This window comes from Paeniglutamicibacter sp. NPDC091659, assembly GCF_044756805.1.
Lineage (GTDB): Bacteria > Actinomycetota > Actinomycetes > Actinomycetales > Micrococcaceae > Paeniglutamicibacter.
On sequence record NZ_JBIVTO010000011.1, the window covers coordinates 51,412 to 67,568 of the forward strand.

Here is a 16,157-nt window from a genome sequence, read left to right on the forward strand (position 1 = left end):
CATGAGCACCACCCCGGAGTCGGGCCTCGCCGCCGACATTGATTTTATGAAGGAACAGGAGTCGGAGGAGTTCACCGAGCTGCGCAAGACGCACCGCGGCTTCGTGTTCCCGATGGCCGTCTTTTTCCTCTTGTGGTACTTCGCCTACGTGCTGTTGGCCGACTACGCGCACGAGTTCATGTCCATCAAGGTGTGGGGCAACTTCACCATGGGCCTGTTGCTGGGCCTGCTGCAGTTCGTCACCACCTTCGCCATCACCGCGGCCTACGTCTCCTTCTCCAACCGGAAGCTTGACCCCCAGGCCACCGCCATCCGCAAGCGCCTCGAAGCGCAACAGGCAGGGGAGTAGCCATGAACGTCCTATCGATTCTTGCCGCGGGGGCCGTGGCCGCACCGGAAACCACCAAGGTGGGCAACCCGTGGGTCAACATCGGCATCTTCGGCCTCTTTGTCGCCGTCACCCTGATCGTGGTGCTCAAGGCCTCGAGCAACAACAAGACCGCCGCCGACTACTACGCCGGCGGCCGTTCCTTCACTGGAACGCAAAACGGCACCGCCATCGCCGGCGACTACCTCTCCGCCGCATCGTTCCTGGGCATCGTCGGGGCCATCGCGATCAACGGCTACGACGGCTTCCTCTACTCGATCGGCTTCCTGGTTGCCTGGCTGGTGGCCCTGCTGCTGGTCGCCGAGCTGCTGCGCAACACCGGCAAGTTCACCATGGCGGACGTGCTTTCCTTCCGCCTGAGGCAGCGCCCGGTGCGCATCGCCGCGGCGGTCTCCACCCTGGCCGTCTGCGTCTTCTACCTGCTGGCCCAGATGGCCGGAGCCGGCGCGCTGGTTTCCCTGCTGCTGGGCATCGACGACCGGCTGGGCCAGTCCCTGGTGATCGTGGTGGTTGGCGCGCTGATGATCACCTACGTGCTGATCGGCGGCATGAAGGGCACCACCTGGGTGCAGATCATCAAGGCCTGCCTGCTGATCGCCGGTGCGTTCGTCATGACGATCATGGTGCTGGCCCAGTTCGGCTTCAACTTCTCCGCGCTGCTCGGAGCGGCCGTCGAATCCGCCGGAACCCCCGACATCCTGAACCCGGGCATGCAGTACGGCAAATCCGATACCTCGCGCCTCGACTTCATCTCCCTGGCCCTGGCCCTGGTGCTCGGCACCGCCGGCCTGCCGCACGTGCTCATGCGCTTCTACACGGTCCCGACCGCCAAGGAGGCACGCCGCTCGGTGGTCTGGGCCATCTGGCTCATCGGCGCCTTCTACCTCTTCACCCTGGTCCTGGGCTACGGCGCCGGTGCGCTGATCGGTGCGGACAAGATCAAGGCCGCCCCGGGCGGCGTGAACTCCGCGGCACCGCTGCTGGCTTTCGAGCTCGGCGGCCCGCTTCTGCTGGGCCTGATCTCCGCCGTCGCCTTCGCCACCATCCTCGCGGTGGTCGCCGGGCTGACCATCACGGCCGCTGCATCGTTCGCCCACGACGTCTACGCCTCGGTCATCGCCAAGGGCAAGAGCACCCCGGAGAAGGAGATGAAGGTGGCGCGCCGCACGGTGATCGTCATCGGCGTCTTCGCGATCCTCGGCGGCATCGGCGCCCAAGGGCAGAACGTCGCCTTCCTGGTCGCGCTGGCCTTCGCCGTGGCGGCCTCGGCGAACCTGCCGACCATCCTGTACTCGCTGTTCTGGAAGAAGTTCACCACCCAGGGCGCCGTCTGGTCCATGGTCGGCGGCCTCGGCTCGGCCATCCTGCTGATCGTCTTCTCCCCGGTCATGTCCGGGCTGCCGACCTCCATGATCCCCGGCGCCGACTTCTCGATCTTCCCGCTGGCCAACCCGGGCATCGTCTCGATCCCGCTGGCGTTCTTCCTGGGCTGGCTCGGCTCGGTGCTGGACAAGAACGTCGAGGACCCGATCAAGTCCGCCGAAATGGAGGTCCGTTCGCTGACCGGCATCGGCGCCGAAAAGGCAGTCGACCACTAGATGAACAAGTCCTAATCGGTTCCGAGGACAGAACAGACCCCAGCCCATGTTTTGGGTTGGGGTCTGTTCTGTCCTCGGAGAGTGTTTTGGTGAACCCAAGACTGAACACTCTCCTTGACCACTCTCTATGCTTTGTCGCCGTCCGGGTCTCCCCGACCTGGGACATGTCCAGCCGCAGAGAGCCGGACGCAAGACCGTTCTCAGTGATGCCGAGCTGATCTGCCTGGTGGTGGCCCAGCACCTGCTCCACGGGCACTCCTCCGAATCGCGGCGGGTCCACTGCGCACGCACGCACCTGAGCGGTCTCTTCCCCGGAATCCCGCAGCAATCTGGATGCACCTTACGCGTGCGCGCCGCCGGGACGCTGATCTCCGCGGTGATCACGGCCCTGGCCATGGACGCCGATTCCTGGCACGAGGTCTTGCGCCTGCTCGACTCGACCCCGGTCCCTTGCGGCGCCAGTCGCGAAACGGTGAAACGCTCGGACCTGGCCGGGGATGCAGACTACGGGTACTTGCGCCTCGCATTCGCGCTCCTTCTGGGGCGTGAGGCTCCACCTGGTCAGCTCGCCCTAGGTGTATGCCGGTGATCTGGTGCCTGGCCAACCCGATGCTCGGTGAACGGGAAGTCACCGAGGCGCTGCCCCGCCCCGAGCATGAGCGCCAGGGGTCTGCGGTTGCCGTAGGCCAGGGTGTGACCTCGGTGATCAGCCCTCCGCGTGAGCGGACAATGACATGGTCCGGGCTCAACGAGCAGGTTCCTGATAATTCGACGATTCCCCCCCGTCCGGCAGGGGAGATCAAGGTAGCAAACGCGATGTCCCATGTGCCGTCGCCGGCCCAACGGCGATAGCACGTCCACGTGGTCTCCCATGGCAGAGGTGTTCCGGCAAATCAAGCCACGGAACCCCTGACAGGTGTCGGTACATGATGCCCCTGGCAGTCAGCCGGGGGTCGCTGAAGGGGCGCCCCGCCTTGCCTGTGGAATCGGACAAGGCGGGGCAGCCAAATCCCACTGGGCATTGGAGAGAACCGCATAACGGGATTTCGCCCTTCAATCTTGCAAAACCGCGTTCCAGAGGATTGCTGGATACACCGTGGCTTCCTCGGCTGGTGTTGGGCCGCCACGGCCGAGTCAATGCCGAGCGGACAGCTGCCGCAAGTTTCACCGCGTTGCTCTCCGGCCATGGAACTTTCTCACCCTTCGATTGCTTACGATGTGCATCAAACTGAATCACCATTCAGCTAATATAGAAATTCTGACGCGCGTCGTGCTCAATGTCAACGAAGTGGCGCAATGCTTTCTGCCGCATTCGCAGCCTTCAATTGGAGATAGAGTGCCGGTATGACCAGAAAAAATGCACAGGCGCGCCGCGTTGAGGTGCTGGGAGAAACTGTCCGTCAGATTCGCGAAAGGGGAATGGCTGCCCTGCGGGTCGCCGACGTGGCGGAAGCCACTGGTGTCAGCGCGGCATTGATCATTTACCACTTTGAAACCAAGGAAAAACTCTTGGCCGAAGCTTTGACGTACGCGGCCGAAAGCGACTTGCGTAAGCTGGGCCGGATCATGCGTGAGGCCGGAACGCCGGCCAGCAGGGTCATGGCCGCATTGGAGTGGTATGCACCTACTGGCAAGGCAAGAGGCTGGCAATTATGGGTGGATGCGTGGTCTGCCTCCATGCGTGACAAGGTGGTGGCCAATGTCCTGGTGAACCTGCAGGACCAGTGGACGGAAGCAATCGCGAGTGCAATTGACGAAGGTGTGGCCGATGGCATTTTCGTGACCGAAAATTCCCGGGATGCCGCCACGAGACTGACATCAATGCTGGACGGTTTGGCCGTGCGAATGCTGGTGCATCAGGACCGCATCGGCCGCAGTGAACTGCATGCATGGCTGGCTCGTCAGGTTAATCTGGAGCTCGGCGGGAGTGTCTTGATTCCGTCACTTACGGAGGGTGTCGACTCAATCTCTTGACAGGGCCGTGGGCGCCATGCAGACTGAATCACCATTCAGTAAGAATCAAATGCATGGACTAGGAGACGCCCCGTGTCGGTCGTGGTTGAGAAGAAAAAGCAGGCCCTCAAAACGTCATCCCTGCTGGAGGTGTCATGGACCGACCCGGTCACAGGCACCAAGGGATTTCTGGTGATTGACCGCCTGGTTCGGGGCGTTTGCAGCGGTGGGCTACGCATGCGTAAGGGTTGCACCTTGGAAGAAGTGCGCGAGCTGGCCCAGGGCATGACGCTGAAAGAAAGCCTGCATTTCAACCCGAACAACCGCTATATCCCCCTCGGCGGTGCCAAGGGCGGCATCGACTGCGACCCGCACGATCCGCAAATGCGAGGGGTGCTCAAGCGATACCTCAAAGGCATTGGCGCGCTCCTTAGGATGCACTGGACCATGGGTGAAGACCTGGGTCTCCAACAGAAGCTCATCGACGAAGTGATTCAGGAACTGGGGCTGGAGAGCTCCATCCAAGCTGTCTACCCCCTGCTTTCAGACCCTGACGAGGCCATCGCACGACTGCGGCAGGCCTTCAGCATCGATGATGACGGAGTGGGTCTCGGAGAACTGGTGGGAGGGTTGGGCGTTGCCGAGTCAGTGCTCACGGCGCTGGATCAACTCGGCAGGCCTCGTGTCGGGTCCCGAGTGGTCATCCAGGGCTTTGGCTCTATGGGCGGTGCCACAGCACGGTACCTGAACCGGGCCGGAATGCTTGTAGTGGGAATTGCCGACGCCAACGGCGTCATGGCCAACCCGAACGGGCTGGACGTAGAAGCGCTTTTGAAATCGCGCAACTCCTACGGCGAGATCGACCGGGCGAGTCTGCGCCCGCAGGATGCGGTGTTGCCGCGTGGACGGTGGCTCGCCGTCGAAACCGACGTCCTGGTGCCGGCGGCAATCTCGTACTGCATCACCTCGGACAACCAGCATGAGGTCGCGGCATCCGTGATTGTCGAGGCCGCCAACATGCCTGTGCTCCGGGAGGCCGAGGACTTGCTGACGGCCCGCGGCATCCAGGTGGTCCCTGACTTTGTATCCAACTCCGCCACCAATGCGTGGTGGTGGTGGACGCTCTTTGGCGACATCGAGGCCGACCTCGGGCAGTCCGAAAACAAGATCCGCAGCGAAATGAGCCGAATCGTCACCGACATGTTTGGCCGTGCGGCTGCCGACGGCGTCACCCTCCGAGACGCCGCTCGGGCCTTCACACAGGACAAGCTACGCACCATCGATGCGCAGTTCGGGGTGTCATGATCATGCCGGATACCTCCCTTGCTCCGTTCCGGAACCCGCGCTCCGTAGTGGTCGTCGGAGCCTCCGATGACCACGCAAAGTGGGGCTACTGGCTGGCTCGCGGGGCACTGACCGGACTCCCGGAGCGTGCGGTGTACTTGGTCAACGCGAATGTCGACTCCGTCCAGGGCCAGAAGACATACCCAAAGGTTTCGTTCCTCCCGACCATTCCCGAACTCGTGGTGTTGAGCGTCCCGGCACGGTTTATTGCCGAGGTTGTCGAGGACTCCTTGGCTGCGGGATCCAAGGCATTTCTGGGCATCACTTCCGGCGTTCCCGGGGAAGAAGCCTTGAAGAAAAGGATCATCGAGGCCGGCGCCAGGATCATCGGGCCCAACAGCCTGGGCTTGTTCGACGCCGCCTCGAAATTGCAACTGGCATGGGGGCGCTTCACCCCCGGCCACCTGGCCATTGTCTCCCAGAGCGGCCAGCTGGGATCCGAACTGGCGATCCTGGGCGCTCGGGCCGGATTGGGAGTCTCACGCTTCGTTTCAGTGGGCAACCAGCTGGATGTCAACGCCGTCGAGATCCTGGGCGACCTGACGGACCACGAGGAAACCAAGATCGTTGCCCTGTACCTGGAAAGCTTCAGCGGCGGCGCCAAACTTGTCGAAACGATCCGCGACCTTACCCGGGCAGGGAAGACCACGCTGGTGCTCACCACCGGCGCTTCCGACGGCAGCCAACGACTGGCTCGGTCACACACGGGTTCGCTGACTTCCGCCCTTGACACCGTCGATGCGGCCTGCCGTGCCGCGGGTGCCATTCGTGTCAACTCCCCAGGCGAGCTCATCAACCTAGCCCGGTATTTGTGCGTCGCGGACAGGCCGAGTGGTCGCCGCACCGCACTGATCAGCGACAGCGGCGGACAAGGAGGCATCGCCGCAGATGTCGCGGCGCGGGCAGGGCTCCACTGCCAGGTCTTTTCCGACGCTCTCCAGCGAAGGTTGGCGGCAATCCTTCCGGCCGGCGCGGCCGTGTCCAACCCCGTCGATCTGGCGGGTGCGGGCGAAGCAAACCTGCACGTCTATGCAGATCTAGTCGGGGTGCTCAAGGATTCGGGCGAAGTGGATTCGGTGGTGCTCTCCGGGTACTTCGGTCGCTATGGCGAAGACACCGCCGCGCTCGAGGAACTCGAGCTGGAGGTCTCGGACCGACTTGCGGCGCTGGCCGAGGGGCGCGACTTTTCCCTGGTTGTGCACAGCATGAGCGAAAGCTCCAGCGTCGTCAGGCGATTGTGGGAGCGGGGCATCCCGTGCTACCCGGTCATCGAATTTGCCCTGCAAACATTGGCCTCTGCAGCCCGACTTGCCGAGGCGCCGGGACGAGTGCCCAACGCCCGCGGCCGAACCGTAAAGGAACCAGCCCCGGGATACTGGTCGGCGCGCGGGCTGCTGAAGGAACTGGGAATTGGCGCACCTGTAGGCATGCTTGCGCAGAACCGGGAGGACGTCGCACGGGCGGGACAGTTGTTGAGGTACCCCTTGGTGTTAAAGGTCGACTGGCTGGAGCACAAGAGCGAGAACGGTGGCGTGAAGCTGGGTCTGGGCTCGGCCGAACAGTTGCTTGCGGCCTTCGATGACATGTACCGACTCCACGGCGACGGGCAGTACGTCGTGGAAGAACAGGACATGCGCGAGAATACCGTCGAGGTGCTCGTGGGTGCCCGGCAGGACAGGGACTTCGGGCCTGTGGTCACCGTCGGGGCAGGCGGCACCGAAACCGAACTCCACAAAGACATCAGCGTGGAGCTTGCCCCGGTTGATGAGTCCACTGCATTGGAAATGATCGGCAGGCTCAAGTGCCTGCCGCTGCTGCAAGGGTGGCGCGGACGACCCGCCACGGACATCGCAGCCCTGGCGCGCATCGTCGTTGCCGTTTCCGAGGCCGTTGCAGCCTCGGAAAACATCACGGATTTTGAAGTCAACCCCATCCGGGTGGCCCCCGAGGGTGCACTCGCAGTCGACGCGCTGGTGCTGTCCAAGGCCACGGTAAAAATATGAAGGAGAACATCATGATTGTCCCGGACATCAGCACCGAATTCCGCGACAAGGTGGCGGTGGTGACCGGCGGGGGCTCGGGCATTGGACGTGCCGTTGCCCAGCGCTACGCCGCGGCCGGAGGCAAGGTCGTCGTGTTGGGACGCCGCGAGGAACCGCTCCGGGAAACCGTCCGGCTCATTACCGAGGCAGGCGGGCAAGCCGACCACGTGTCCTGCGATGTCCGCGACGCCCAGGGATTGGCCGAAGCGATCGATGCCGTGGCTGCCAGCGAGGGACGCCTCGACGCATTGGTGAACAACGCGGCAGGCAACTTCGTCGCCGCAGGCGAGGATCTGAGCCCGAATGGATGGAAGGCCGTTATCGACATCGTCCTCAACGGCACCTTCTACGCCACGCACGCCGCCGCCCAGCACATGCTTGCGGCGGGCTCGGGCAGCATCCTGAACGTCATCGCCACCTACGCCTGGCACGGCCACCCCGGCACGGTACACAGCGCGGCGGCCAAGGGCGGCATCGTCGCGATGACCCGCACCCTGGCCGTTGAATGGGCCACCCGCGGCGTGCGCGTGAACTGCATAGCTCCCGGACCGACAGAGACGGAAGGCGCGGGTGCCGCCTTGTGGGGCACTGAAGCCGCACGAGCCAGGGTCCTGGGCGGTGTCCCCGCCGGGCGTTTCGCCACCCCCGGGGAGATCGCCGAGTCGGCCTCTTACCTGTTGAGTCCACGTGCCGACTACATCACGGGTGAGATCATGGTGGTCGACGGCGGACAGTGGCTGGGCAAGTCCATCTACACCGCCGCGGGGGCCAGCGCATGAGCCCGATGACCGGGGGGCAGGCGCTGATCGCCGCCCTCGCCGCCCACGGTGTCGACACGATCTTCGGAATCCCTGGCACCCACAACCTCGCAGCCTACGCGGCCATGCCGGACTACGGCATCACCCATGTCTCCCCGCGCCACGAACAGGGTGCAGGCTACGCGGCCGACGGCTACGCCCGTTCCTCTGGGCGCCCCGGGGTGGTCCTGACCACCACCGGTCCGGCAATCCTCAACGCCGCGGCGGCCGCCGCACAGGCCTACTCGGATTCCGTGCCGGTGTTGTTTATCTCCCCGGGGATGCCGTTGAGCCACCCTGGGCGCGGCAACGGACTGCTGCACGAAGTCAAGAATCAGGGCGCGGCCCTGGACGCGGTTGTGGCCTACAGCCACCGGGTCGCCAGCGTCGCGGAAATCCCGCTGGCAGTCGCCCAGGCATTTGCCTTCATGGGCACCGGCCGTCCGCGCCCGGTGCATCTGGAAATCCCGCTTGACCTGCTCGACGGGGTTGCCGAGGCTGCCATCGTGCCGCCGGTTTCTTTGGGGGTGGCCGTTCCCCCCGCCCTTGCGGTGGAGGCCGCCGCCACGGCACTGTCCGCAGGCCGGCGCCCGCTGATCCTGGTGGGCGGCGGGGCCGCACGTGCCGCTGCCCAAGTCAAGGCCGTGGCCGAGGCGCTGGGGGCTCCGGTCATCGCGTCGACCAACGGCAAGGGCATCCTGGCCGAGGACCACGAACTGGCCGTCGGCGCCGGGTTCCAGCATCCCAGCGTGGTCGCCGCCGTGAACGACGCGGACGTCGTCCTGGCGATCGGCACCGAACTCGCGCCTTCAGATTGGTGGATCGGGCTGCCGCCGCTGGACGGCAAGCTGGTCCGCGTCGACATCGACGCGACCTCCATCAACACCAACGTCGTCCCCGGCCACGCACTGGTCGGTGACAGCGCAGCCGTGCTGGAGTCGTTGCTGGTGCATCTCACGACCAAGGACGGCGGCGGCACATCCGCCGCCCAGCGAACCGCGGCGCTGCGCGACGGGTTCCTGAACGATGCCCATGCGGAGGGCGGGCCGTGGCTGGAGATCGTCGCGGCGATCGAGTCGGCCCTTCCTCGCGATGCCATCGTGGCGGGAGACAGCGCCATGGCCTGCTACTACGGGGCCCTGTCCAACCTGCCGTTGTACCGTCCCAACGCTTTCCTGTACCCCACGGGCGCGGGCACGCTGGGCTACGGCCTGCCCGCGGGGATCGGTGCGAAAATCGCCAATCCCGGCGCACCGGTGCTGGTGCTGCACGGGGACGGCGGCATCATGTTCACCATTGCCGAACTTGCCACCGCGGCCGAGCTGGGACTCGCCCTACCAATTGTTGTCGTGGACAACGGGGGCTACGGCGAAATCCACAACGAGATGGCCGACCGCGGCGAACCCGTGCACGCGGTGGCCCTGGGGCGTCCGGATTTCCCCGCCTTGGCACGGGCGATGGGATGCCATGGCGTTGTCGTTGCCGACGCCGGTGAACTGGCCGCCGGCATCAAGGGCGCGCTCGACTCAGACAGGCCCACGCTCTTGCACATCCGTGAAACCAGCCGCGCCGCAGACGGAATGAACTGAGCCGGCCCCGACGCCAAACCCCTGATTGTCCGGGCAAGGCGCCCCACCCGGCATCGTGACCGGAAAATTCAGCAACAACCGATCCAAGCACAAGAGGAGAAACACCATGGCAAAGAACAACGTCGAATACTGGCCGCTGACCGACGAACAGCGAGCAATTGTGGACCTGTGCAAGGATTTCGCCACGAACGAGATTCGGCCTCGAGGGCGCGAAGTCGATGAAGCGGACACTGTTCCGCCCGTGGATATCTTCCGCAAGGCCGCGGAGATCGGCATCACCGACTTCATGATGCCGGAGGAATACGGAGGCGGCGGATTCACCGATGTCTTTACCCAGTGTTTGGTCCAGGAACAGCTTTGTTGGGGCGATCCCGGAATTGGAAACTTCATCTGCTCGAACGGATTCTTTGCAGATCCGGTCTTGGCCCTGGGCTCTGATCTCCAAAAAAAGAAGTGGCTGTCCACGCTGGCCGGCCCCGACGCGCCGTTCACCGCATTGGCCACGACGGAGCCGGGCTCCGGCTCCGACTCCGCCTCCATTGCGACCCGCGCCGACAAGGTCGCGGGCGGCTACTCGATCAACGGGCAGAAGACCTGGATCTCCAACGCCGGGTTGGCGGACCAGTACGTGGTTTTTGCCAAGACCGATCCGTCCGAGCGTTCCAAGGGCGTCACCGCTTTCCTGTTGAAGAAGGACACCCCGGGAATGAGCTTCGGTGAGCCGATGAAGAAGATGGGGCAACGGGCGATCGTTTGTCGCGAAATTTTCTTTGACAACGTGTTCGTTCCCGAGGAAGACCGTCTGGGGGACGAGGGACAGGGCTTCTACGGCCTCATGAAGACCTTCGATGTTTCCCGCGTCGTGCTTGCCGCGGCCGCGACTGGTGCCGCCCGGGCCGCTTACGAATACGCCCTGGACTATGCCCGCACACGGACCCAGTTCGGCAAGCCGATCATCGAACACCAAGCCGTGGCATTCCGTCTGGCCGACATGGCCACCCGCATCGAGTCCGCCTGGCTGATGACCCTGCATGCCGCCCGCCAACTCGATGCGGGAGAAGACGTGAACGGCTTGGCCGCCATGGCGAAATTGCAGGCGTCAGAGACGGCCATGTTCTGCACGTGGGCCGCCGTGCAGACCCTGGGCGGCTGGGGCTATTCCCGCGAATACCCGGTGGAGCAGTGGATGCGAGACGTCAAGCTAGAGGAAATCGAGGAAGGCACCTCGGACATCATGCGGCTGGTGATTTCCCGCAACCTTTAGGACCAATCGTTCAAGGTTTCGGAGGCGAAACCCGGTCATTGAAAGACAAGGAAGAGAAACGTGAAGATTGCAGTGTTGGTGAAGCAGGTTCCGGACACGGGCGAGCAGCGCAACCTTGACCCCGCAACGGGGTTGGTGGATCGTGGCGGCGAAAACGTGCTGGATGAGATCAATGAACGTGCCTTGGAAGTGGCATTGCGCTACAAGGATGCCAACAAGGGCACCGAGGTGGTGGTCGTTTCCATGGGACCCGACACGCTCACGAAGGGACTTCGAAAGGCCTTGTCGATGGGCGCCGATGCTGCCCTTCACGTGCTCGACGACAGCTTGGCCGGAGCCGATGCGGGGCGCACAGCGGCGGTCCTGGCCGGAGCCGTGCGCTCGGTAGCGGCCGACCTGGTGGTGGCCGGCAACGAATCCACGGACGGGCGCGGCGGCGTTGTCCCGGCCATGGTCGCCGAGCACCTGGCGGTGCCGGTGCTCAGCGCCATCGACACGGTGGAGCTGACCGAGTCGGAAGTGTCGGGGCACCGCAGCACCGCATCGGGCTCGTTGCAGGCCAGCGCACCGCTTCCGGCAGTCATCTCCGTCACCGAACGGTCTGCGGAGGCCCGGTTCCCCAGCTTCAAGGGGATCATGACAGCCAAACGCAAACCGCTGACGGTGATGTCGGTTTCCGAGCTGGGGAGACTGCCTGGCACCCAGGAACAGACAATCATCGTATCCACGCTGCGCAGTCCTGCCCGCGCGGCCGGGCGACGGATTGTTGATGAAGGAAATGCCGGCAATGAGTTGGCGGAGTTCCTGCGCTCCGACCGCTTGATCTAGTAGGACGAGGGAACATCATGAAAAATGTCTTGACACTCATTGAAACCAACGGCTCGGCCGAGCTCGAAAACACGGCCGCAGGCCTCTTGGGTGCAGCGGCCAAGATCGGCAACCCCGTCGCCGTGGTGGCTGTGGCTCCGGGCGAGGGCGCCGGGCTCGTGGCACAGCTCGGCGCCCTCGGAGCCACCCACGTGGTCCTTGCCGAGTGCGAGGGAACCGGTAGCCTGCTGGTGGCCCCGGAACTTGAAGCGCTTTCGGCTGGGGCCCGCGAAGTCGATCCGGTGGCCGTCATTGCCGCGAACTCCGTGGCCGGTCGCGACGCGGCAGCCAGATTCGCCGTTCGTGCCGGGGCCGGAATCCTTGCAGACGTCGTTGCCGTACGCTCGGACGGGGACGCCATCGTGGCAACCCATTCCGTCCTGGGCGGTGACTATACCGTCGAAGCCACCGTCAGCGGAGGCCCGGCGGTCATCACCGTCCGCCAGGGCGCCGTCAAGGACATCGCCCCCGCCGCCACACCGACGTCGACCACAGTGCACGTTGTGCCCGGAAACGGCGCGGCAACCATTCTTTCCACCAAGACTGAAACTTCCAGCGGCAATCGCCCGGAGTTGCGCGGTGCCGCACGCGTGGTGGCCGGCGGGCGGGGGATTGGTTCATTGGAGAACTTCAGGCTCGTTGAAGACCTAGCGGATGCGTTGGGTGCGGCCGTTGGCGCATCGCGGGCCGCCGTGGACGCCGGATATGTGGAACAAGGTGCGCAGGTGGGCCAGACAGGGGTAAGCGTGTCCCCGCAGCTCTACATTGCGCTTGGCATCTCCGGGGCCATCCAGCACCGGGCCGGCATGCAGACGGCCAAGACCATCGTGGCGATCAACTCCGATGCCGATGCACCCATCTTCGATGTGGCCGACTTCGGCGTCGTGGGGGACGTTTTCACCGTGGTGCCGCAGCTGATCCGTGCGCTCGACGCACATTCCGACTCATGACGATGATCAAGGCCCGTCCCGCCGGAAGCGGCAAGAAAGCGCGGACGGCGTTCACGGCGGGCGCCGCCGTCGTGCTTCTGGTCCTGCTGGTCCTGGCCGCCAAGTGGTTGCGTGGACTGGAGGGGGTCCAGGATTTCCTGGGGGAGTACACGGGGCATTCGACACTGCCTGAAGGTGCGCCGGTGGGGCTGCCGGCGTGGCTGGGATGGCAGCACTTCCTCAACGGCTTTTTCCTGCAGTTGATGGTGCGCACCGGGTGGCTGGTGCGCACCACCACCCGGCCGGCCGCGTACTGGACCCGGAACAACAAGGGACTGTTCCGTACCAAGGGAGCACCCAAGAAGATCAGCCTCGATTTGTGGTTCCACCTGACTTTGGACGCCCTTTGGGTATTGAACGGGCTGGCATTCATGGTGCTGCTGCTGGCCACTAGCCAATGGATGCGGATCGTGCCCACGAGCTGGGATATATTCCCCAACGCCGTGTCGGCGCTGCTGCAATACGCCTCGCTGGACTGGCCGTTGGAAAGCGGATGGGTGAACTACAACGCCCTGCAGGTGCTGGCATACTTCCTGACGGTGTTTGTTGCGGCGCCGCTGGCGCTCGTGTCCGGACTCCGAATGTCACCGGCGTGGCCGAAGAACACACGGCGGCTGAACAAGGTATTCCCGATCGAGGCTGCCCGCACCATCCACCTGCCGGTCATGTTCTACTTCGTGGCCTTTGTCGTGGTGCACGTGTTCTTGGTGCTTGCCACCGGAGCCCTGAGGAATCTCAACCACATGTATGCGGGACGGGACGACGGCGGTTGGGCGGGAGTGGCGTTGTTTGCGGTATCGCTAGTCGTCATGGTGGCCGGCTGCCTCATGGCCCGCCCCCTGTTCCTTCGCCCCCTTGCGTCCCTGACCGGCAAGGTCAGCCGCTGAACGGCGAGCAGCGAATTTCTTCGAGAAGGCGGAAAACATGAAAGACACAGACAAGATTGTGGTCCTCGAGGGTGCGAGAACGCCCATTGGCAGTTTCGGCGGCTCCCTGAAGGACGTCGAGGCGCATGAGCTCGGTGCAACGGCCGTCAGGGCCGCGATCCAACGTGCCGGGATTGGCGGCAGCGACGTCGAAGAAGTTGTCATGGGGTGCATCGGACAGGTCGGACCCGATGCCTACAACGCCCGAAGGGTGGCTCTGGCCGCGGGGTTGCCAACGTCCATTCCTGCCTACACGGTCAACAGGTTGTGCGGCAGTGGGTTGCAGGCGGTGTGGTCGGCCGCGATGCAGATGCGCTGGGCCGGCTTGGATTTCACCGTCGCCGGCGGCAACGAGTCGATGACCCACATGCCGTTCTACGATTTTGGTGCCAGAGTGGGCTACCGCATCGGTGACCGAATCTTGGTGGACGGAACCGTGGCCATGCTGACGGATCCGTTCAACAACATCCACATGGGAGTCACGGCCGAAAACGTGGCCCGGACGTACGGGATATCACGCGAAGAGCAGGACGAGTTCGCGTTGGAATCCCAACGCCGGGCCTCGACGGACGCCGCGCGCGCGGTGTTTGCCGAAGAGATCACGCCCGTCGACGTTGGTGGACGCAAGCCACACACCGTTTCCGTTGATGAACATCCAAGGCCGGACACCACCGCGCAGATGCTGGCCGGCCTGCGGCCGGTGTTTGAACGGGAAGGAACGGTCACTGCAGGCAATGCCTCGGGGATCAACGACGGCGGAGCCGCCGTGGTGCTTGCGCGGGCCGGAGCGGCTGCCGACCGCGGACTGAAGGGGCTTGCGACTCTGGAGGCCGTGACCACTGCTGCTTTGGATCCAGCCCTCATGGGCTATGCCCCGACGTTGGCCCTGCACAAGCTTTTCGACCAAACGGGGATGACTCCGGCGGACATCGACATCGTGGAGCTCAACGAGGCCTTTGCCGCCCAGGCCGTTGCCGTCATGCGCGACGCGAAGCTGGATCCGGAGAAGACCAACCCCTATGGAGGTGCCATTGCGTTGGGCCATCCCGTGGGGGCCACGGGCGCCATGCTGAGCCTGCGGGTCGCAAAGGACTTGGTGCGCCGAGACCTGGAATTCGGAATTGTCACGATGTGCATCGGCGGAGGCCAAGCCCTGGCGGCCTTGTTCCGCCGGGTTTCCTGACCGACCGGCAACCCGGCGGCAGCCGACTCGGCGGTAGTGCCGCGGCAATCGGCAGGGACGTCCGGGCCGGTGTGCGGTACCCAAAATATGCGTCGCGACCCTGATTGAGAGGATAGATATGTCATTCGAGAACATTTTGGTCCAGTTCGAAGGCCCGTTGATGTGGCTGACGTTGAACCGGCCCGCCGAAGCCAATGCCATCAGTATCGCCATGGGGCAGGAATTCTGCGCGGCGATTGAACAGGCCGAGCAGAATCCCGCGATCCACGTGGTCATCCTGCAAGGCAGCGGAAGATTCTTCTGTGCCGGAGGCGACGTCGCAATGATGGACGCGTCCAGTGATCCTGCGGTGTTCCTGAAGGAACTGGCTGAGACCATGCACGTCGGCCTGCTGCGACTGGCACGGTCCCGGCTGATAACCATTGCGGCCGTCGATGGTTATGCGGCCGGAGCGGGGTTGGGGCTGGTACTCAACGCCGATGTCGTGTTGGCCACGGAGAAGGCCGGTTTCCTCAGTGCGTACGGAACGATAGGCCTGACCCCGGATTGCGGCGTCTCGTACCTGCTCCCGCAGGTGGTTGGCCCGAGACGGGCCGCCCACATGGCCCTGCTGGGCCGTTCGGTCAATGCGGAAGAAGGGCTTTCCTGGGGGCTTGTCACCGAAGTCGTTGCACAAGCAGACCTCGTCGCGCGCGCCCGTGAACTCGGTGAGTCCCTAGGAGCAGGCCCCAGCCAAATGCTCGGGCCCACCAAGAAACTCTTGTCGGCAGGGATCGCCGAGGGCTACGCCAAACACCTCGATGATGAAGCTGAAACCATTTCAGCCATGATTTCCCTTCCCGATACCCTGCAGCGCATCGGGAAGTTCCTGTCCCGCAGCACCAGATAGGCCGCGGAATGCAGAACCCCAGCGGACGATTAACCCCCGAACCCACGGTGTAGAGCGCCCCTCGTGGGGCCACAAGCGCGCCCCGATTTCATCGAATCCCCGGCTTGAGGGGCCACCGATCGTGCCCGCTAGGTAACAGCGAAATGTTCACCGGCGAGGGGCGGCCAGCGGCTGGGCAAGCGGGCCCAAGGGAACACAAAGCATAGAACAGCGAAGCGGCCATACAGGTACGGCCAACGCCGGGGACTGACCGCATCCCCGGGCGGACTCGCCGCGGGGCCCGGAGCCTCTGAACGAAGAAATGCCTGGGCTCCGAGGGGGAACTCGG

Annotated in this window: 13 protein-coding genes and 1 pseudogene; all 14 read left to right on the forward strand. The window is 64.3% G+C overall.

What is annotated here, in order from left to right:
* The first annotated feature begins 1 nt into the window (after position 1).
* The 14 genes and pseudogenes from ACIQLF_RS17735 (at position 2) to ACIQLF_RS17800 (ending at position 15,829) form a co-directional block, all read left to right on the forward strand.
* Positions 2–349, forward strand: coding sequence for a DUF485 domain-containing protein (locus tag ACIQLF_RS17735; RefSeq protein WP_400301307.1), 348 nt, complete (start codon positions 2–4; stop codon positions 347–349).
* Positions 350–351: 2 nt separating this feature from the next.
* Entirely contained in the window at positions 352–1,986 is a 1,635-nt protein-coding gene (locus ACIQLF_RS17740; RefSeq protein ID WP_400301310.1) for a cation acetate symporter, read from the forward strand.
* Positions 1,987–2,075: 89 nt separating this feature from the next.
* Positions 2,076–2,628: pseudogene (locus ACIQLF_RS17745) on the forward strand (IS982 family transposase); the annotation flags it as partial.
* Between the two features lie 702 nt (positions 2,629–3,330).
* Positions 3,331–3,960 (forward strand): TetR/AcrR family transcriptional regulator, encoded by a 630-nt coding sequence (locus ACIQLF_RS17750; RefSeq protein ID WP_400301312.1) that lies wholly within the window; start codon positions 3,331–3,333, stop codon positions 3,958–3,960.
* Between the two features lie 72 nt (positions 3,961–4,032).
* A complete protein-coding gene (locus ACIQLF_RS17755) occupies positions 4,033–5,244 on the forward strand; it encodes a Glu/Leu/Phe/Val dehydrogenase dimerization domain-containing protein (protein WP_400301314.1) in 1,212 nt (403 codons plus the stop codon).
* Positions 5,245–5,246: 2 nt separating this feature from the next.
* Positions 5,247–7,286, forward strand: a complete 2,040-nt coding sequence (locus ACIQLF_RS17760) for an acetate--CoA ligase family protein (RefSeq protein ID WP_400301317.1) — start codon at positions 5,247–5,249, stop codon at positions 7,284–7,286.
* A gap of 11 nt (positions 7,287–7,297) precedes the next feature.
* On the forward strand, positions 7,298–8,104 hold the full coding sequence (locus ACIQLF_RS17765) for an SDR family oxidoreductase (RefSeq protein WP_400301319.1): 807 nt from the start codon (positions 7,298–7,300) through the stop codon (positions 8,102–8,104).
* A complete protein-coding gene (locus tag ACIQLF_RS17770) occupies positions 8,101–9,711 on the forward strand; it encodes a thiamine pyrophosphate-binding protein (protein WP_400301322.1) in 1,611 nt (536 codons plus the stop codon). Before ACIQLF_RS17765 ends, ACIQLF_RS17770 begins: the two co-directional genes overlap by 4 nt.
* A 106-nt stretch (positions 9,712–9,817) precedes the next feature.
* Positions 9,818–10,975: an acyl-CoA dehydrogenase family protein gene (locus ACIQLF_RS17775; RefSeq protein ID WP_400301325.1), complete on the forward strand. Its 1,158-nt coding sequence runs from the start codon at positions 9,818–9,820 to the stop codon at positions 10,973–10,975.
* A 60-nt stretch (positions 10,976–11,035) separates the two neighbouring features.
* Positions 11,036–11,803, forward strand: coding sequence for an electron transfer flavoprotein subunit beta/FixA family protein (locus ACIQLF_RS17780; protein WP_400301328.1), 768 nt, complete (start codon positions 11,036–11,038; stop codon positions 11,801–11,803).
* 17 nt (positions 11,804–11,820) lie between these two features.
* Complete coding sequence (locus tag ACIQLF_RS17785) at positions 11,821–12,792, forward strand: electron transfer flavoprotein subunit alpha/FixB family protein (protein ID WP_400301331.1); 972 nt, start codon at positions 11,821–11,823, stop codon at positions 12,790–12,792.
* Positions 12,789–13,718 (forward strand): cytochrome b/b6 domain-containing protein, encoded by a 930-nt coding sequence (locus ACIQLF_RS17790; protein WP_400301334.1) that lies wholly within the window; start codon positions 12,789–12,791, stop codon positions 13,716–13,718. The genes ACIQLF_RS17785 and ACIQLF_RS17790 overlap by 4 nt, the downstream gene beginning before the upstream one ends.
* Positions 13,719–13,755: 37 nt before the next feature.
* On the forward strand, positions 13,756–14,940 hold the full coding sequence (locus ACIQLF_RS17795; protein ID WP_400301336.1) for a thiolase family protein: 1,185 nt from the start codon (positions 13,756–13,758) through the stop codon (positions 14,938–14,940).
* A 118-nt stretch (positions 14,941–15,058) separates the two neighbouring features.
* A complete protein-coding gene (locus tag ACIQLF_RS17800; RefSeq protein ID WP_400301339.1) occupies positions 15,059–15,829 on the forward strand; it encodes an enoyl-CoA hydratase/isomerase family protein in 771 nt (256 codons plus the stop codon).
* Positions 15,830–16,157 lie beyond the last annotated feature (328 nt).